This is a genomic window from Streptomyces sp. NPDC098789, assembly GCF_044759975.1.
Lineage (GTDB): Bacteria > Actinomycetota > Actinomycetes > Streptomycetales > Streptomycetaceae > Streptomyces.
In genome coordinates, this window is sequence record NZ_JBIWAJ010000011.1 from 136,092 (window position 1) to 152,706 (window position 16,615).

Here is a 16,615-nt window from a genome sequence, read left to right on the forward strand (position 1 = left end):
AGTGCGCGCCAAAGCGCCCCGGCCAGGTTTGGCCGGGGCGCAAGGGACGTACGAGGTGCGGCTCTGCGACTAGATGAGGCCCAGCTCGCGGACCGCGTCGCGCTCCTCGACCAGCTCGGCCACGGAGGCGTCGATGCGGGCGCGGGAGAACTCGTTGACGTCCAGGCCCTGGACGATCTCGTACGTGCCGTTCTTGGTGGTGACCGGGAAGGACGAGATGATCCCGGTCGGCACGCCGTAGGAGCCGTCCGAGGGGATGCCCATGGAGGTCCAGTCGCCCTCGGCGGTGCCGTTGACCCACGTGTACACGTGGTCGATGGCGGCGTTGGCGGCCGAAGCGGCCGAGGACGCGCCACGGGCCTCGATGATCGCCGCGCCGCGCTTGGCGACGGTCGGGATGAAGTCGTCGGCGAGCCAGGCCTGGTCGGCGATCAGCTCGGCGGCGTTCTTGCCCGCGATCTCCGCGTGGAAGATGTCCGGGTACTGGGTGGCCGAGTGGTTGCCCCAGATGGTGAGGCGCTTGATGTCGGAGACGGCGGCGCCGGTCTTGGCGGCCAGCTGCGAGATCGCGCGGTTGTGGTCGAGGCGGGTCATCGCGGTGAAGCGGTCGGCCGGTACGTCCGGGGCGGCGGCCTGCGCGATGAGCGCGTTGGTGTTGGCCGGGTTGCCGACGACGAGGACCTTGATGTCGTCCGCGGCGTTGTCGTTGATGGCCTTGCCCTGGGGCTTGAAGATGCCACCGTTGGCCGCGAGCAGGTCGCCGCGCTCCATGCCCTTGGTGCGCGGGCGGGCGCCGACCAGGAGGGCGACGTTCGCGCCGTCGAAGGCCTTGTTGGCGTCATCGGTGATCTCGATGCCGCGCAGCAGCGGGAACGCGCAGTCGTCGAGCTCCATGGCGGTGCCCTCGGCGGCCTTGAGGCCCTGCGGGATCTCCAGGAGGCGCAGGTTGACCGGCACGTCCGGGCCGAGCAGGTGACCGGACGCGATGCGGAAGAGCAGCGCGTAGCCGATCTGGCCGGCGGCGCCGGTAACGGTGACATTCACGGGAGTGCGGGTCATGGCCTTCTCCGTTGGACAGCTGGCGGTGGGGCGTCACCGCCCCCTGTGCGGGCGGACGCCGCTCCCTATCCGCACTGAATCTTGACGTGAAGAGACATCCGCCGTCAGGCTATCCGACCCTGGACCGGCCCATGCGCCGGGTCCGTGTGGTCCGTGGCACACGAACGGGTGCACCGATCGGGTTTCCCCGGCCGGTGCACCCGTTCGAGCGGCCGTTCAGGCCGCGGCCCGCCCCTGCTGCCGGGCCTCCGCCAGCAGGTCGGCGAACTTCCTGCGCGCCACGGCGATCTCCCCGGACAGGGCCCGCGCGGTGCGCTCCGCCGGTACGCACCCCCGCACCCGGGGGCAGTCCGGCCCGGCGGCTTCGGCCACGAGCACCGGGCCCGGGGCGTCCGGGTCGCCCACCGTGAGGTCCCAGGTGTTCCACCAGGTGCCGCCCGCTCCGCGGTCCTGGCCCAGCTCCCGGAACACCGCTTCGATCCGCAGCTCCAGCCCGGCCGGTCCGTGCGCCCCGACCCAGATGCTGAACTCGGCCTCCGGGACCTCCAGCCGGATCTGGCTGCCGATGAAGGAAGCGCTGATCAGACCGGGGATCCGCTGGGCGGAGACCGCGGCGGCCAGATGGATCGCCGGCCCCTGCACCTGGACGGGCCGCCGGTTCATTCCGATCCCTCCCGGGAGCGGTGCGCCCCGACTCCGGCCCCGACGGACACCGGCGCCGGTACGGACGTCGGGACGGTCACGGGCGTACGGACCTCCCTGGCCGCCTCGGCCTGCTCGGCCACGGCTTCCGGCGAGCGGCGCGCGTTGCGCATCGCCTCCTTCGCCACCGACAGGAAGAACGCCGGGTAGCTGCGGTCGACGTACTTCGCCAGGGTGGTGACCTCGTCGTGCCGGGCCCGCAGCCGGTTGATCGACACGGTCATCGCCGCGTGGTGCTCGACGTGCAGGTTGTTGCCGTTGGTGTACCAGGTGCTGAACCAGCTCCCCGTGATGGAGCGGGTGTTGCGCAGCACGTCCGTGGTCTCCGTGTCGCACAGGATGTGCTCCGGCAGCTCCAGGAAGAAGTGCATCGGCGCCGCGACGAGCAGCGGCAGCACCCACAGTTCCAGCACCGGCCCGCCGTAACCGGCCAGCGCCAGGGCCACCGCGACCACGGGCAGGACGGCCATCCACCGGTACTCGGACATGATCTCGCCGCGCCTGCGGTCCGAGATGTCCCCGGCGTCGTACTCCCAGGTGCCGCGCCAGCTGCGGACGATCTCGCGGCCGATCACGTACAGCCGCGAGTAGTCGAAGGCGCCGCGGGCCAGCATCCCCCAGGTGAGGGGCGCCCGGGTGTCGAAGCCGAAGAACTCCGAGTCCTGCGGGGTCCCGAGCGCCTTGTGGTGCTGGAGGTGGCGCACCCGGTAGTGGGTGTACGACACGAGCAGCGGCAGCCCGAGCGGGATCCCGACGATCCGGTGCGGCTTGGCGGAGGTGAAGGCGGTGTGGTGCAGCGCCTGGTGCTGGAGCTCCACCATGTGCGTGTAGACGGCGGCGAGCAGCACGACCCCCGCCGCGGAGGGCAGCAGTCCGTCCTGCGCCGTGAGCACGACGCCCGCGGCGACGAGCGCCGCGGCGACGAACAGCTTGACGATGTAGACACTCTGGTCGTTCCCGGTCACGCGGGCCCGTGCGTACAGGAGCTGCGGCTTCCGGGGTATTTCTGCGATCGGCATCGATTCCACCCGTTCTCGACGTTCCCTGTCGGCTGTCCCGGCCCTGACGGGCCCCGGCTGCTAGCGGAGTGCCTTCATGGCGTCCCAGATGCGGGAGTAGTAGCCGTTGGCCACCCGCACCCGGGTCAGCACGCCGAGGGAGATCTCCCGCAGCAGGCCGGGCGAGCGGTCCACGAGCGGTACGAAGACCCCCTCGAACCACTCGGCGCCGTGATCGGCGTCCACGTGGACGTGGATCCGCTGGTAGTCGATGACGTCCTCCGGGACGCCGAGGCGCCGGCAGCCGTCGACCATCGCCTGGAAGCGCGGCGAGGCGCTCTGCTCCAGGACGCCCATCGCGCCGAGGGCGCGCGGGTTGAGGTGGCGGTGGATGCCGTACTGGAGGAGCAGCGAGGCGTTCTCGTACGCCTCGGGGAACTGGAGGTTGGAGTAGTCGATGCCGGACTTCGCCAGGTGCGTGCGCATGTACTGGGCGGAGTGCTCGAACATCCGGGTGTGGATGTGCTCGATGTTGCCCTCGCCCATCTCGTCCCAGTAGTTCTCGGCGATGGTGAGCTTGGTGGGGCCCTGGGTACCGATCTGGACCATGGCCATCAGGTCGTCGAACTTGCTGTCGACGAGCTCCTCGCCCATGAAGAAGAGGGCGATCTCGTTGAGGTCGGCCTCGTCGGCGAGGTAGGCACAGAACTCGGGCTGGGTGTGCTGGTCCGCGGTGGTCAGGAACCAGCTGCGGAACTCCGTACCCGTCTTCGGCAGGGTGGCGAAGTCCACCTGGCCGTCCTCCCAGGACAGCCAGGCGTCCTCGATCGCCGTGATGCCCGGGTCGCCGTTGAGCCGGGGGATCGAGGCGAAGTCCTCGGGCCCCGCCATGTAGGCGACGTACTGGGCGTGCAGTCGTTTGAAGAGCTTCAGCCGCACTTCGCGGTCGTGTGGTCCGGACTGCGGAAAAGCCTTGAGCAGGTCGTTCGCGAGTTCCTGGTCAAAGGAATTCGAGGAACCCGATACGGCGGAAATGAGAGGGGCAGCAAGGGCAGTGGCCATTGTTACCGTTCCCTTCTTGAGAGTCTCGTCCTAAACAAGACTCTGCCGTGTCCGGGACACCCGGGAGAAGGGCTCTCAAGGTTCAGCTAACCGCATTGCCGGAATACGCAGGAGGTCTGTCCGCGGATTCCTCCGGGCCGGCTCCCGCCGGCGGCGGGACGGCCTCCTTTCCCTTCTGCGCGGCCGGTTTGTCCTTGGCCACGACGAAGACCCCGCCGACCACCAGGACCATGCCGACCAGGTGATAGGCGCGCAGCTGCTCGCCGAGCAGCAGGACGGACAGGACGGCGCCGCTGACCGGGGTGAGCGCCGTGAAGGCCGCCACCACCGTGGTGTCCACGCTGTCGAGGCTGTCGTACATGAGCACGACCGCGACGCCGTTGATGGCGACCCCGGTGTAGGCCATGAGGGCCCAGGTCTGCCACGCCACCCCGGCCAGGGAGGCGCCCCAGTGCGACTCGAAGCCCGCCGGCACCAGGAACATCAGCGCCCCGGCCACCGACAGGATCAGCGAGAGCCGGGCGGGCGCGATGGGCGTGCGCAACAGCTTGCCGAAGGTGACGAAGACCGCCTCGCACAGCACCGAGCACACGAGCAGCAGCACGCCGAGCGCCGCGTGCGCACCGGCCGCGTGCCCGCCGCCGCTCATCACGTTGATGCTCACGGCCCCCAGCACGGCCAGCGCGATCCCGAGCCCGCGCCGCCCGGTCAGCCGCTCCCCGAGGAAGACGACGGCGACCAGGCTGATCGAGATGGGCACCATGCCGAGGAGCACGCCGGCCTCGATGGCCCCGGTGAACTTCACCCCGTACATGGCGAACACGCTGAACAGGAACACCCCGAGCAGGGTCTGCGCGAAGAGCACCGCGGCGTCGCGGCGCCCCGGCCGGGCGGGCCGCGCGCCGCCGCGCTCCGGGGGCCGCAGCCGCACGTACACGGCGAGCACCACGACCGCGGCGACCAGGCGCACGAAGGTGGCGGTGAAGACCGGCACCTCGCGCAGGATCAGCTTGCTCGCGACGAGGTACGAGCCGAGGAGGACCGTCGCGACCGTCATCTTGACGTGGACGGCGCGCATCACGACCGCCCGGCGCCCGCGGTGGCCGCCTCGGCGGCGGGGACCGGCTCCGCCGCCCCGGCGTGGGCGAGCGCGTACTCCACGATGGCCTGGGTGTGCACGTGGACCGTGTCGATCACCGGGGCGTCGAAGTCCTCCGGCCGGACCACCAGCGGCACCTCGGTGCAGGCCAGGACGAGCGCCTGGGCGCCCTGCGCGAGGACGTCGTGGGAGATCCGCAGGAAGCGGTCGCGGGTGGCCTGGGAGATGGTGCCCGTGCACAGTTCGCGCTCGATGGAGTACTGCATGAAGGCCCGGTCGTCCGCCTCCGGGACGACGACCTCGATGCCGCGGGCGGTGAACTCGTCGCGGTAGAAGGACTCCTCCATCGAGAAGGCCGAACCCAGCAGCCCGATCTTGGTGAAGCCGAGGCGCTCGGTCTCCGCCGCGGTCACCTTGCAGATGTTGATGAGCGGGAGGTCGGTCTGCGCGGTGACCAGGTCGGCGTACTCGTGGACGGTGTTGCAGCAGATCGCGAAGAAGTCGGCGCCGCCGGCCTGCAGGCGGCGCGCGGCGCCCGCGATCTGGCCGGCCACCGAGTCGCCGTCCCGGGCCGCGATCGCCTCCACCATCGGCTGGAAGTCCAGGCTCTCCAGGGCGATGCGCGGAGAATGCGCGAGACCGAGCCGACTGTTGATCTCGCGGTTTATGCGGTAGTAGTAGGTGATCGTCGACGGGAAGCTCAATCCCCCGACGAGCCCGATCTTCAGCACCCGGGGGGTCGCGCCCGTTCCCGAGCCGTCATCCGTTGCGTTCATCACTGCTCCTCCGTAATCCGGAAAATTCCAGAGATACCTACCGACTGTGCATTCCCCGGGCGGACCCGGGAAGGCACGGTCATGGTTCGGCTTTACGCAGTGCGGTTATCCACGCAACGGATGATCAGCGAATGATCCCGGTCCGGGCGATTATCCGACCCGGAAGACCTGTCCGGTCTGGTGGCCCTCGATCGACTTCACGTAGGCGGCCGCGGCCCGGGCCACCGGGACGGCGTCGAATCCGGCGAAGGTGTCGCCGTAGACGTCCATGGACTCCTCGAAGACGGTCGGGCTGACCGCGTTGATCCGCTGGCGGCCCGGGAGTTCGATGGCGGCCGCGCGGACGAAGGCCTCGACGGCGCCGTTGGCGAGGGAGGAGACGGCGCCGGTGAGCAGGAACTCGCGGGCCAGGATGCCGGTGATGAGCGTGAACGAGCCGTGCGCGGGCAGCCGCTCCAGGCCCTGGAGGACCAGCTCGATCTGGCTGACGGCCTTGCCTTCGAGGCCGGCCCGGATGTCCTGGGTGGTCAGCTCGCCCACGGGCTTCCACGGGACGCTGCCCGCCGCGCTCGCGACCGCGTCGACCGGGCCCGCCTGGTCGTAGAGGGAGCGGATGGATGCGGGGTCGGTGATGTCGACGAAGAAGTCCGAGTCCTTGCGGGAAGCGGTGACGACCTCGTGGTCGCGCTCCCGCAGGGCCGTGTGGACCGCTCGTCCGAGTGTTCCGTTCGCGCCGATCAGCAGAATCTTCATGGACCGAGGATGACGCGGGAAAGACTGTGAAGTCCAGCTACTCAGGCTTCAACCATCATTAAGATGAACTCATGCTTGATGTGAAGCGCATGGTGATCCTTCGTGACCTGGCACAACACGGAAAGGTGACCGCGGTCGCCGATCTCCACGGCGTGACCCCGTCCGCCGTGTCCCAGCAACTGCGGGCCCTGGAGTCGGAGGCGGGCGCCTCGCTCATGCGGCGCGAGGGGCGCGGGCTGCGGCTCACGGCCGCCGGAGCCGCCCTCGCCGCCGAGTGCGAGCACGTCCTGGCCGCGCTGGAGCGCGCCGAGGGGGCGGTGCGCGCGCTCGACGACGACCTCAGCGGAGAGCTGAGCATCGGCTGCGCGCCGAGCGCCCTGGGGCCGGTCGCGGCGCCGCTCGTCGCGGAGCTGGCCCGGCGCCATCCGCTGCTGCGGCCCCGGATCGTGCAGGCCGAGCCGGAGGACGCCGTCCCGCGGCTGCGCCGCCGCGAGCTGGACCTGGCCATCACCTACCACTACCACCTGCTCGGCGAGCCGCCGGCGATCGGCACCACCTCGGTGCCGCTCTTCGACGACCCGCTCTGCCTGGCACTGCCGGAGGCGCTGCGGCCGGCCGTGGCGCGGGAGGGGCTCGCGGCGCTGCGCGACCACGCGTGGATCTCCGCGCCGGCGCCCAGCAGCTGCCGCGAGATGCTGCTGCACGCCTGCCGCAACGCCGGTTTCACCCCGCGGATCGAGCACGACTGCGGCGATCTGCGCGGGGCGCTGTGGCTGGTGGCCACCGGGCACGCAGTGACGATCCTGCCCAAGCTGCTGTGCGACGGCCCGCCGCCCGGCACCGCGATCCTCACGCTGCCGGGACGCGGCCGGACCGTCGAGGCGCTGGTCCGTACGGGCGCCAAGGCGCAGCCCGCCATCGCGGCGACCCTGGCGACCTTGGCGGCGCTGGGGGTGTCCGACGGCGGCCGGGCGGCGGGCGGTCAGGGCGCCGGCGGGGCCGGGCTCAGCGGACCGTGAAGCGCACGGCGTCCGTCAGGAACGGGATCTCCAGCCACGGCTTCGGCTCCGTCACCAGCGAGAGCAGGATGATCGCGACGCCGAGGACGCCGTAGGTGACCATGTCCGTGAAGCGGGAGCGCACCGCGAGCATCCCCACGGACGGCAGCACCCGCCGCATCACCGCGGCGGCGACCAGCGCCACCCCGATGAACAGGCAGCCGACCCGGGAGTAGCCGAACGCGGTGATGAGCAGCCCGGCGGCGGTGGCCCCGAGCACGCTCAGCATCGGCCACTGGCGCGCCGGCGCGGGCGCGTCGCCGGGCGCCGCCCGGCCGCCGCCCTCGGGCCGGGCGGTGTCGCGCGTGACGGAGGGCGGCCGCCGCGACGGGCGCGCGGCGCCCTGCTCCGCGACCGTCTTGGGCTCGGCCTTGGGCTCGACCTTGCCGGTGCCCTTGCCCTCGCTCCCGGCACTCGTCCCGGCGGAGCCGTCGCCGGTGCCCCGCGGGTCCGCCCCGCTCACGCGGTCTCCGCCGCCGGAACGAGCCGCTCCGCCGCCTCCACCACGTTCACGAGCAGCTGTGCCCGCGTCATCGGACCCACGCCCCCCGGGTTCGGGGACAGCCACCCGGCCACCTCCGCGACCCCCGGGTGCACGTCCCCGACGATCTTCCCGTTCTCGTCCCGGCTGACGCCGACGTCGAGGACCGCCGCCCCCGGCTTCACGTCCTCGGGCTTGACCAGGTGCGGCACGCCCGCGGCCGCGACGACGATGTCCGCCTGCCGCAGCAGCGCCGGCAGGTCGCGCGTACCGGTGTGGCACAGCGTCACGGTGGCGTTCTCCGACTTGCGGGTCAGCAGCAGGCCGATGGACCGGCCGACGGTGATCCCGCGGCCGAGCACCACCACGTGCGCGCCGTTGATCTCCACGCCGTGGTGCCGCAGCAGTTCCACGATCCCGTAGGGCGTGCAGGGCAGCGGGCCCGGCTCGCCCAGGACCAACCGGCCCAGCGACATCGGGTGCAGGCCGTCGGCGTCCTTCGCCGGGTCCATCAGTTCGAGCACGCGGTTGGTGTCGATGCCCTTGGGGAGCGGCAGTTGGACGATGTACCCCGTGCACTCGGGGTTGGCGTTGAGTTCACGGACGACCGCTTCGATGTCCTCCTGGGAGGCGGTCGCGGGCAGTTCGCGCTGGATCGAGGCGATGCCGACCTCGGCGCAGTCCTTGTGCTTGCCGTTGACGTACCAGCGGCTCCCGGGATCGTCGCCGACCAGCAGGGTGCCCAGGCCGGGGGTGATGCCCCGGGCCGTGAGGGCCGCCACGCGGGCCGTCAGTTCGGACTTGATCGCGGACGCGGTGGCCTTGCCATCGAGAATCTGGGCGGTCATGGCCCCATCCTCCCGGATGGACCGCCCCCGGTTCCACTCGCACCACTCGTGATGACCGGCCAAGACGCCCGCATCAGTGCCCGGTTCATTGCACTTGCACAACAAGTGGCGCGCTCAAGCGCCAATCGACTGGACAATGCGGGCCGGACCCGACCACGATGGCGGCAATAGTGCCGCGGGCAGTGCCGGGGGGCGGACCGCATTCGCAAGAGATCCTCCGTGCTGACCACGCGTCCCCGCACTTCTACGGAGGAACACCCCAACATGAGCTTCGGCGACCCGAACAACCCGTACGGCCAGCAGCAGCAGCCGCAGGGCGGACAGCCCGGCTACGGCTACCCGCAGCAGGCCCCTCAGGGCGTCCCGCCGCAGGGCGGCTACGGCTACCCGCAGGGTGGCGCCCCGGCGTACCCGGGTGGTTACTCGGGCGCTCCGCAGACGATGCCGGGCGGTGTGTCCGGCGCGCGCATCATGCTCTTCATCATCGCGGCGTTCCAGGTCATCGGCGCGGCCATCTTCATCCTCGCCGCCGCCGCCGTCGACAAGGCGAAGAACGACCCGACCATCCAGGCGGACAGTCAGTTCGACGCCCTCAAGGACTTCCCGACCGGGGCCCTGTACGGCTTCGCGGTCGCGATCCTCATCTGGGGCATCGTCGCCATCTTCCTCGGCGCGAAGTTCGGCAAGGGCGGCAACGGCATCCGGATCACAGGCATCGTCTTCGCCTCGATCACGGCGCTGCTCGGCATCTACCCGTTCATCCTGGTCGGCCTGGTGCACACCATCCTGTCGATCCTGGTCATCGTCTTCCTCGCGAAGGCCGACGGCGCCGCCTGGTTCAACCGGCCCAGGAACTTCTGACGCGTTCCGGCTGATCCGCACACGGCGAAGGCCGCGACCCGCACTCGCTGCGGGTCGCGGCCTTCGGCGTTCTCGCCTCTCCCGGATCAGTGGAAGAAGTGGCGCGTCCCGGTGAAGTACATCGTGACGCCCGCCTTCCGCGCGGCCTCGATGACCTGCTCGTCACGGACCGAGCCGCCCGGCTGCACCACGGCCTTGATGCCCGCGGCGGTCAGGATCTCCAGCCCGTCGGGGAAGGGGAAGAAGGCATCGGAGGCGGCGTACGAACCCTGCGCGCGCTCGGCCCCGGCCCGCTCGACGGCGAGCTTCGCCGAGTCGACGCGGTTGACCTGACCCATGCCGACGCCGACCGAGGCACGGTCCTTGGCCAGCAGGATCGCGTTCGACTTGACCGCGCGGCAGGCCGTCCAGGCGAAGGCCAGCTCGGCGAGTTCGGTCGCCGACAGGGCGTCACCGGTGGCGAGGGTCCAGTTCGCCGGGTCGTCGCCCTCGGCCTGGAAGAGGTCCGAGTGCTGGAGCAGCGCGCCCCCGCTGATCGGCTTGAGGTCGCCCGGCTGGTGCGGGCTGCCGTCCACCTTCAGGACGCGGATGTTCTTCTTCTTGGCGAGGACCTCCAGCGCGCCGTCCTCGTACGCCGGGGCGGCGATGACCTCGGTGAAGATCTCCGCGACCTGCTCGGCGAGCGCGACGGTGACCGGACGGTTGACGGCGATCACGCCGCCGAAGGCCGAGAGCGGGTCGCAGGCGTGCGCCTTGCGGTGCGCCTCGGCGACGTCGTCGCCGACCGCGATGCCGCACGGGTTGGCGTGCTTGATGATCGCGACACAGGGCTCGTCGTGGTCGAAGGCGGCCCGGCGGGCGGCCTCGGTGTCGACGTAGTTGTTGAAGGACATCTCCTTGCCGTGCAGCTGCTCGGCGTTGGCGAGCCCGCCCGGCTGGCCGTCCGTGTACAGCGCGGCGGCCTGGTGCGGGTTCTCGCCGTAGCGCAGGCTCGCCTTGCGGTCCCAGGCACCGGCCAGGAACTCGGGGAGCACGGCGCCCTCTTCCGGAGCGTACGCATTCGTGAACCAGGAGGCCACGGCGACGTCGTAGGCGGCGGTGTGCTGGAAGGCCTCGGCCGCCAGCCGCTTGCGCGCGGTGAGGTCGAAGCCGCCGCCCTGGGCCGCGGCGAGGACGTCGGCGTAGCGCTCGGGGCTGGTCACCACGGCGACCGACGGGTGGTTCTTGGCCGCGGCGCGGACCATCGAGGGGCCGCCGATGTCGATCTGCTCGACGCACTCGTCGGGGCTGGCGCCGGAGGCGACGGTCTCGCGGAAGGGGTACAGGTTGACGATCACCAGGTCGAAGGGCTCGACCTCCAGCTCGGCGAGCTGGCGGCGGTGGTCCTCCAGGCGCAGGTCGGCGAGGATGCCCGCGTGCACGCGGGGGTGCAGGGTCTTGACCCGGCCGTCCAGGCACTCGGGGAAGCCGGTGAGCTCCTCGACCTTGGTGACGGGCACCCCGGCGGCGGCGATCTTCGAGGCGGTGGAGCCGGTGGAGACGAGCGTGACACCCGCCGCGTGCAGGCCGCGGGCCAGCTCTTCCAGTCCCGTCTTGTCGTAGACGCTCACGAGGGCGCGCCGGATCGGCCGCTGGGTCGTCACGGGGTCGTTGCTCTCTGCGGTCTCTACGGCGGTCACTGGATTGTTACCTTTCGTCCCTCAATGCGGTAGCCGTGCCGGGCCAGGCGCCCCACGACATCGACGAGCAGCGTGCGCTCGACTTCCTTGATGCGCTCATGGAGAGCGGCTTCGTCGTCCTCGCCCAGGACCTCGACCACACCCTGGGCGATGATCGGACCGGTGTCCACGCCGGTGTCCACGAAGTGGACCGTGCACCCGGTGACCTTCGCGCCGTACGCGAGGGCGTCCCGTACGCCGTGCGCGCCGGGGAAGGCGGGCAGCAGGGCGGGGTGGGTGTTGATGAACCGGCCGCCGAAGCGGCCGATGAACCGCTCGCCCACGATCTTCATGAACCCGGCGGAGACCACCAGGTCCGGCTCGAAGGCGGCGGTGGCCTCGGTGAGCGCGGCGTCCCACTCCGCGCGGCTGGCGTACCCCTTGACGGGACACACGAACGTGGGGATGCCGGCCTTCTCGGCCCGCTCCAGACCCACGATGTTCTCGCGGTCGGCCCCCACGGCGACGACTTCGGCGCCCAGATCGACGGCATCGAGCAGGGCCTGGAGGTTGGTGCCGGAGCCGGATACCAGCACGACCAGGCGGGAGGAGGCCATGGGGAGGCCCTTTCTTGCGGAATGCGGGTTTCGTCTTTGTACGGTCGTACGAAACTCGGGCACCCCGATATACGGGGGACCATACGAAGCCACCGACCGCCTGCAACGATACCGGCACACCGGACGGCCCCCGAGGGACGGGGGGACGACCGGCAGGTAGCGTCAGGCATACAAGCCGTTCACGGTCATTTACACCGGACACAGCAGCCACACGTCTCCCGCCACACCACCACACAGGGGAAGAAACGCACCCGATGCCGGACCGCCGTCAGCCCTCCTCTCCCACACCGCCGTCCGCGCCCGACGACTCCCCCCAGCAGGACAATCCCTTCGCGGCTCCCCCGGAGGGGCGGCCCGACCAGCCCTGGGCGCCGAGGCGCGGCGCGGACGAACAGGAACGCCGCGGCCGGGACGGCGGTGACGGCGGACCGGACGGCCTCGGGGGCGGCCCGGCCCGCTGGGACCCGTCCGACCCCGTCCAGCGGCGCGCCCGGTACGCACTGCTCGCGGGCATGTGGGGCTTCTTCCTCGGCGTGTTCGGCATCCCCTCGGTGGGCCTGCTGCTGGGGGCGCTCGCGCTGTACTGGGGCGTGAGCGCGTTGCGCGCCAAGCGCCCCGAGCCCGCCGAAGCCTCGGGCGCGACCGGCACGACGACCGGCACGGCCGGCGCGGCCCCGGCCGAGAGCGGCCTGGCCTCCCTGGGCCCGGCGGCCCGCCCCCAGCGCGCGGCCGCGATCAGCGGCCTGGTCACCGCCACGCTGGCGCTGGCCCTGGCCCTGGGCACCTACGGCCTGCAGATCGCGTACAAGGACTTCTACGTCTGCCGCGACGACGCCCTCACGCACACGGCCGAGCTCCAGTGCAACACCCAGCTCCCGAACAACTTCCTGGGCGACATCCTGAAGGTCCCCCAGTAGGGGTCCCCGAGTGACCGACGGGCGCCGCCCTACCCCTCGCCGGGCGGCACCCGCCTGGTCATGACCCGCGCACCCACCACCGCGGGGGTCAGGTCCCCGGCGCCCGGATCAGCCCGTCCGACGCCGAGCGTCTCCGACGAGCGGCCCGGATCAGCCCGTCCGGCGTTTGAGGACCCGCCGGAGGCAGGCCCGGCCACACCGGCTCCGGGGTCGGCGGCGGCGGCCAGCTCCTCCAGGGCCACCCGCAGCGTCGCGGCCACGTCGCCGCCGTCCGGCAGCGCCGGTACGGGCACGGGTACGGGTACCGGGAGCGCTGCGAGGTCCGGGCCGACCGGTACCGGCACCGCCGCGGTCGACGCGGAAGGCGCGGACGGCGCAGGCGGCACGACCGGCGGGGTCCAAGGGGCCGGGAAGTCCGGGACCAAGGTGCCCGCGGCCTTGCGGAGGGCCGCCCACCGGAGGTCCCGCACACCGCTGTCGTGCCAGCTGCCCGCCGGCTCGTCACGCCCCGCACGCCCCGCCCGTTCCCCGCGCTCCGCCCGGGCCAACCGCACCGGACGCTCGCGCCACCCGTGCACCAACAGCGCCACCGGCACCGCCAATCCAACCGTCCACCCCGCCGCCGCGGCTCCGGTCGTCCACCACACCGGACCGAAGTCGGCCAGCTCCCGCGAGCCCAGCGGCCCCCCGGCGATCGCCGCGAGCCCGCCCAGCAGCAACCCGCACACCACCCCGCCCAGCGCCGCGGTCAGCGCGGTCTCCGCGTAGGAGACCTCCCGGGCCCGCCGCACCGCGAACCACCCCACCACCAGCCCGGCAGCCACCGGGATCACCCCCACCGCCCAGGTCAGCAGCGAGCCGGGCCCCTCCGGCGGCAGCCCGGCCAGCAGCGGGAAGCCCGGCATCGCGGGCGATCCCGCGAAGCCGAGCGGGGTCGCGGTCGCCCCGGTGCCGACGGCGAAGCCGGGCCCGAGCGCGTACGCCGCACCCCACACCGCCGCGTTCGGCACCAGCCCCAGCGCCACCAGCAGCACCGCGAAGCGGCCCGACCACACCCCGGTCAGCGACAGGAACGAGGCCTGGACCTCCCCGCCGTGCCAGGCCAGCGAGGCCGCGAGCAGCAGCGCGCCGCCGCCGAGGAGGACGAGCGCCCCCGCGCTCCCGGCCCGCAGCGCCAGCGCGTACCGGGGGCGCGTACAGGCCCTGCGCACGCCCCTCGGCACCCAGGCCGGCCACCGCACGCCCGGGCGGCCCCGGGCGGCCCAGACCCCGGCGGCGGCCGAGACCACCGCGACCAGCGGCACGTGCCAGGCCGCGCTGAGCGGATCGGCCGGCACCGGCCCGCGGGCCGCGTACACGGTGGCGCCCGCCCCGACGGCGAGGTAGCCGCAGAGCACCGCGGCGAAGACCGTGCCGGCGGACAGGACTTCGCCCCCGGCCGCGCCGGCGCCGTCGTCGCCGCCTCCCCCGTCGTCGGTCGCGAGCCGCGCCGCCCGCCGCATGAGGAGGATGGGCAGGCCCAGCAGCAGCAAGGGAGTGATCCCCACCGGCGCCGGCACCCCGGACAAGGTGTCGTACCTGATCAGCTCGGTCCCGTGGGCGAGCAGCCACAGCCCGGCCGCCACGTGCAGGGCCCCGCCGGGGCCGCTGTCGGGGTACGGCGAGCTGATCCACAGCACGATGACGAGGACGGCGACGCAGCCGAGCCCCAGTCCGGCGGCGACGGCCCCGCCCAGCACGCACGCGGCGGCCGCCGGGGAACGGCGCCGTCCGCCGGACCGCGGCGCCGCCGGCAAGGACGTCCCGCGTTCGGTCACTTGGGTCACCCCGCCATGGTGCCAACGACACGCGCTATGGGCGGGTAACAGGCGAATGCCCGTGGTGTCGCTCAATATACGTTTATGTACTTTTTCGCCCAGGACTGCCGGGTCGCGGGGAGTGTGGCATGACACAAGGCGTCGAGACGAGCTCGGAGCTGGCCCTTCCCTCCCCGAAGGAACGCCGCAGACTGCGCGAGGCGGCCGAGCTGACCCATGACGACGTCGCCACCGCCGTCGGCGTGACCCCCTCCACGGTCCGCTCCTGGGAGACCGGCCGCACGGCCCCCCGGGGCCGCAAGCGCGAGGCGTACGTCAAGCTGCTGACCGGGGCGGACGGGACCGAGGCGGACGAGGCGGCCGAGGCGGCCGACGACGACTCCCGCATCCCCGTGACCGGCGCCGCGGGCGATCCCGTGCACAACTCCGCGGCCGGGACGCCCGGCGCCGCCCTCCGGGTCGCCGGGGCGGTACGGGCCTTCACCAAGGCCGGCGGCGCGGCGCGGCCCGCCGCGGCCCAGACCCGCCCCAAGGCCGCCGCCAAGCGGGCCGCGAAGCCCCCGGCCGGGTCACCCGGGCACGAGACCAGGGCCGCCGCCCCCACCGGGCACCGGTCCCCCCACCCGGCCCCGGCCGCCCCCGCCCAAGCCCCGACGCCGACACCTCCGGCACCGCTGGCACATCCCGAGGCGGCTCCCGCCGCCCTACCCGACCCGGCGCCGGCAGCGGCACCGGAACCGGCCGCCGAAGCCGAAGCCGACGTCGACCCCGCCGCGCCCGAGGACCGGGACCGGCCGGAGCCGGCGCCCCTCGGTCCCACCGAAGCCTTCGACGCGCTCTACGGGTACGCCGCGCCCGCCCTCGTACGGCAGACGTACCTGCTCACCGGGCGCCGCACCCTCGCCCGCGAGTCGGTCGAGCGCGCCTTCCACCAGGCCTGGCAGCAGTGGCCCGAGGTCGCCACCGACCCCGATCCCGTCGGGTGGGTGCGCGCGGCGGCGTACGAGTACGCGCTCTCGCCCTGGCACCGGCTCGGGCGGGCGCACCGGCACCCCGACCAGCCGCCGGCCGAGCCCGCCGACCGCATCCTCATGGACGCGATGCTGTCGCTGCCCCCGGCACACCGGCGCACCGTGCTGCTCTACGACGGCATCGGCCTCGACCTCCCGGACACCGCCGCCGAGACCGAGGCGAGCACCCCGACCGCCGGGAACCGGCTGGTCAACGCGCATGCCGAGCTGGCCGACCGGCTGCCCGAGCTGGTCGACGTAGCGCCGGAGAAGCAGTCGGCGCTGCTGCGCGAACGGCTCGGCTCGCTCACGCCCGCCGTGTCGCTCGAACCGCGTCCGGCGGGGGACGTCCGGCGCACCTCGGAGCACCGCACCCGCTTCTGGACCCGTGCGGTCGTCGGGCTGACGGCGGCGATCGCGGCGGCGACCGCCTACACGGCCGTGACGGCGCCCACGCGGTACGAGCCGGTGCCGGCCCCCGGGGCCACGGTCGCCGGCGTGCCCGCCCCGCACAACGGCCCGCCGCGGCTCAACGACGCGAGCAGGGAACTGCACGAGAAGCTCCGCTCGGAACCGCGCGCCGGGTCCCACCGACTGCACCCGAAGGGCGAATAGCCAGGTCCAGCACAATCCAGCCCCGCCGGCGTTCGAGGCGCCGCCGGAGGCCACACCAGCCGCGACGGGCCATCCGCATCCCTCCGGCGGCGCCTCAAGCTCCCCAGCTACCGCCGGGAGGGGGCCCCGGGCGAGGCTGGGCCCCCGCGGACGCGGAAACGGGCGTGGGCCCCCCCCCCCCCGGGGGGGGGGCCCCCCCCCCCCCCCACTAACCAGGATCGCGAAACGACCAGGGGCTGAAACTATGACCCGACCAAACAAAACAATAAAGCACAGAGACCATA

The 16,615-nt window shown here is 72.6% G+C and carries 16 protein-coding genes; 4 read left to right on the forward strand and 12 right to left on the reverse strand.

What is annotated here, in order from left to right:
* Window positions 1-69: 69 nt before the first annotated feature.
* From ACIQWR_RS22630 to ACIQWR_RS22660, 7 genes are all read right to left on the reverse strand, one after another.
* Window positions 70-1,059, reverse strand: a complete 990-nt coding sequence (locus ACIQWR_RS22630) for a malate dehydrogenase (RefSeq protein ID WP_404012338.1) — start codon at window positions 1,057-1,059, stop codon at window positions 70-72.
* A 216-nt stretch (window positions 1,060-1,275) separates the two neighbouring features.
* Window positions 1,276-1,722 (reverse strand): hypothetical protein, encoded by a 447-nt coding sequence (locus ACIQWR_RS22635; protein WP_404012341.1) that lies wholly within the window; start codon window positions 1,720-1,722, stop codon window positions 1,276-1,278.
* Window positions 1,719-2,780 carry a fatty acid desaturase family protein gene (locus ACIQWR_RS22640; protein WP_404012343.1) on the reverse strand — a complete coding sequence of 354 codons (1,062 nt, stop codon included), beginning with the start codon at window positions 2,778-2,780 and terminating at the stop codon, window positions 1,719-1,721. The genes ACIQWR_RS22635 and ACIQWR_RS22640 overlap by 4 nt, the downstream gene beginning before the upstream one ends.
* A gap of 60 nt (window positions 2,781-2,840) precedes the next feature.
* Window positions 2,841-3,698 carry an iron-containing redox enzyme family protein gene (locus ACIQWR_RS22645; protein ID WP_404012346.1) on the reverse strand — a complete coding sequence of 286 codons (858 nt, stop codon included), beginning with the start codon at window positions 3,696-3,698 and terminating at the stop codon, window positions 2,841-2,843.
* 205 nt (window positions 3,699-3,903) lie between these two features.
* Window positions 3,904-4,899, reverse strand: coding sequence for a DMT family transporter (locus tag ACIQWR_RS22650; RefSeq protein WP_404012348.1), 996 nt, complete (start codon window positions 4,897-4,899; stop codon window positions 3,904-3,906).
* Entirely contained in the window at window positions 4,899-5,696 is a 798-nt protein-coding gene (locus ACIQWR_RS22655; RefSeq protein ID WP_404012351.1) for an aspartate/glutamate racemase family protein, read from the reverse strand. Before ACIQWR_RS22655 ends, ACIQWR_RS22650 begins: the two co-directional genes overlap by 1 nt.
* A gap of 150 nt (window positions 5,697-5,846) precedes the next feature.
* Entirely contained in the window at window positions 5,847-6,449 is a 603-nt protein-coding gene (locus ACIQWR_RS22660) for a short chain dehydrogenase (RefSeq protein ID WP_404012353.1), read from the reverse strand.
* Window positions 6,450-6,520: 71 nt separating this feature from the next.
* On the opposite strand from ACIQWR_RS22660, the gene ACIQWR_RS22665 reads away from it, so the two are divergent.
* Window positions 6,521-7,468: a LysR family transcriptional regulator gene (locus ACIQWR_RS22665; protein ID WP_404012355.1), complete on the forward strand. Its 948-nt coding sequence runs from the start codon at window positions 6,521-6,523 to the stop codon at window positions 7,466-7,468.
* Here the strand turns inward: ACIQWR_RS22665 and ACIQWR_RS22670 are convergent.
* Together ACIQWR_RS22670 and ACIQWR_RS22675 are read right to left on the reverse strand one after the other, a co-directional pair.
* The gene (locus ACIQWR_RS22670) at window positions 7,455-7,970 is read right to left on the reverse strand and encodes a DUF3017 domain-containing protein (RefSeq protein ID WP_404012358.1); all 516 of its coding nucleotides are present in this window, start codon (window positions 7,968-7,970) and stop codon (window positions 7,455-7,457) included. The genes ACIQWR_RS22665 and ACIQWR_RS22670 overlap by 14 nt on opposite strands.
* Complete coding sequence (locus ACIQWR_RS22675) at window positions 7,967-8,836, reverse strand: bifunctional methylenetetrahydrofolate dehydrogenase/methenyltetrahydrofolate cyclohydrolase (protein ID WP_404012361.1); 870 nt, start codon at window positions 8,834-8,836, stop codon at window positions 7,967-7,969. Before ACIQWR_RS22675 ends, ACIQWR_RS22670 begins: the two co-directional genes overlap by 4 nt.
* Window positions 8,837-9,100: 264 nt before the next feature.
* Here ACIQWR_RS22675 and ACIQWR_RS22680 point away from each other — a divergent pair, with 264 nt between their 5' ends.
* Window positions 9,101-9,697 carry a hypothetical protein gene (locus ACIQWR_RS22680; protein ID WP_404012363.1) on the forward strand — a complete coding sequence of 199 codons (597 nt, stop codon included), beginning with the start codon at window positions 9,101-9,103 and terminating at the stop codon, window positions 9,695-9,697.
* An 86-nt stretch (window positions 9,698-9,783) separates the two neighbouring features.
* Here the strand turns inward: ACIQWR_RS22680 and purH are convergent, their stop codons facing one another.
* Together purH and purN are read right to left on the reverse strand one after the other, a co-directional pair.
* Entirely contained in the window at window positions 9,784-11,376 is a 1,593-nt protein-coding gene (gene purH / locus ACIQWR_RS22685) for a bifunctional phosphoribosylaminoimidazolecarboxamide formyltransferase/IMP cyclohydrolase (protein WP_404012366.1), read from the reverse strand.
* Window positions 11,373-11,972, reverse strand: a complete 600-nt coding sequence (purN, locus tag ACIQWR_RS22690; RefSeq protein WP_404012369.1) for a phosphoribosylglycinamide formyltransferase — start codon at window positions 11,970-11,972, stop codon at window positions 11,373-11,375. The genes purH and purN overlap by 4 nt, the downstream gene beginning before the upstream one ends.
* Window positions 11,973-12,226: 254 nt before the next feature.
* Between purN and ACIQWR_RS22695 the strand changes: the two genes are divergently transcribed.
* Complete coding sequence (locus ACIQWR_RS22695; RefSeq protein WP_404012371.1) at window positions 12,227-12,889, forward strand: hypothetical protein; 663 nt, start codon at window positions 12,227-12,229, stop codon at window positions 12,887-12,889.
* Between the two features lie 29 nt (window positions 12,890-12,918).
* Here ACIQWR_RS22695 and ACIQWR_RS22700 read toward each other — a convergent pair whose 3' ends face one another.
* Window positions 12,919-14,715: a DUF6350 family protein gene (locus tag ACIQWR_RS22700; protein ID WP_404012374.1), complete on the reverse strand. Its 1,797-nt coding sequence runs from the start codon at window positions 14,713-14,715 to the stop codon at window positions 12,919-12,921.
* Window positions 14,716-14,834: 119 nt separating this feature from the next.
* On the opposite strand from ACIQWR_RS22700, the gene ACIQWR_RS22705 reads away from it, so the two are divergent.
* Entirely contained in the window at window positions 14,835-16,331 is a 1,497-nt protein-coding gene (locus tag ACIQWR_RS22705; RefSeq protein ID WP_404012376.1) for a helix-turn-helix domain-containing protein, read from the forward strand.
* Window positions 16,332-16,615 lie beyond the last annotated feature (284 nt).

Bases quoted from the DNA above. Each gene is read 5' to 3' on its own strand.
- purN (WP_404012369.1), bottom strand. From the start codon at position 11,972: ATGGCCTCCTCCCGCCTGGTCGTGCTGGTATCCGGCTCCGGCACCAAC.
- ACIQWR_RS22665 (WP_404012355.1), top strand. From the start codon at position 6,521: ATGCTTGATGTGAAGCGCATGGTGATCCTTCGTGACCTGGCACAACAC.
- ACIQWR_RS22630 (WP_404012338.1), bottom strand. From the start codon at position 1,059: ATGACCCGCACTCCCGTGAATGTCACCGTTACCGGCGCCGCCGGCCAG.
- ACIQWR_RS22640 (WP_404012343.1), bottom strand. From the start codon at position 2,780: ATGCCGATCGCAGAAATACCCCGGAAGCCGCAGCTCCTGTACGCACGG.
- ACIQWR_RS22635 (WP_404012341.1), bottom strand. From the start codon at position 1,722: ATGAACCGGCGGCCCGTCCAGGTGCAGGGGCCGGCGATCCATCTGGCC.
- ACIQWR_RS22695 (WP_404012371.1), top strand. From the start codon at position 12,227: ATGCCGGACCGCCGTCAGCCCTCCTCTCCCACACCGCCGTCCGCGCCC.
- ACIQWR_RS22655 (WP_404012351.1), bottom strand. From the start codon at position 5,696: ATGAACGCAACGGATGACGGCTCGGGAACGGGCGCGACCCCCCGGGTG.
- ACIQWR_RS22660 (WP_404012353.1), bottom strand. From the start codon at position 6,449: ATGAAGATTCTGCTGATCGGCGCGAACGGAACACTCGGACGAGCGGTC.
- ACIQWR_RS22650 (WP_404012348.1), bottom strand. From the start codon at position 4,899: ATGCGCGCCGTCCACGTCAAGATGACGGTCGCGACGGTCCTCCTCGGC.
- ACIQWR_RS22675 (WP_404012361.1), bottom strand. From the start codon at position 8,836: ATGACCGCCCAGATTCTCGATGGCAAGGCCACCGCGTCCGCGATCAAG.
- ACIQWR_RS22680 (WP_404012363.1), top strand. From the start codon at position 9,101: ATGAGCTTCGGCGACCCGAACAACCCGTACGGCCAGCAGCAGCAGCCG.
- ACIQWR_RS22705 (WP_404012376.1), top strand. From the start codon at position 14,835: ATGACACAAGGCGTCGAGACGAGCTCGGAGCTGGCCCTTCCCTCCCCG.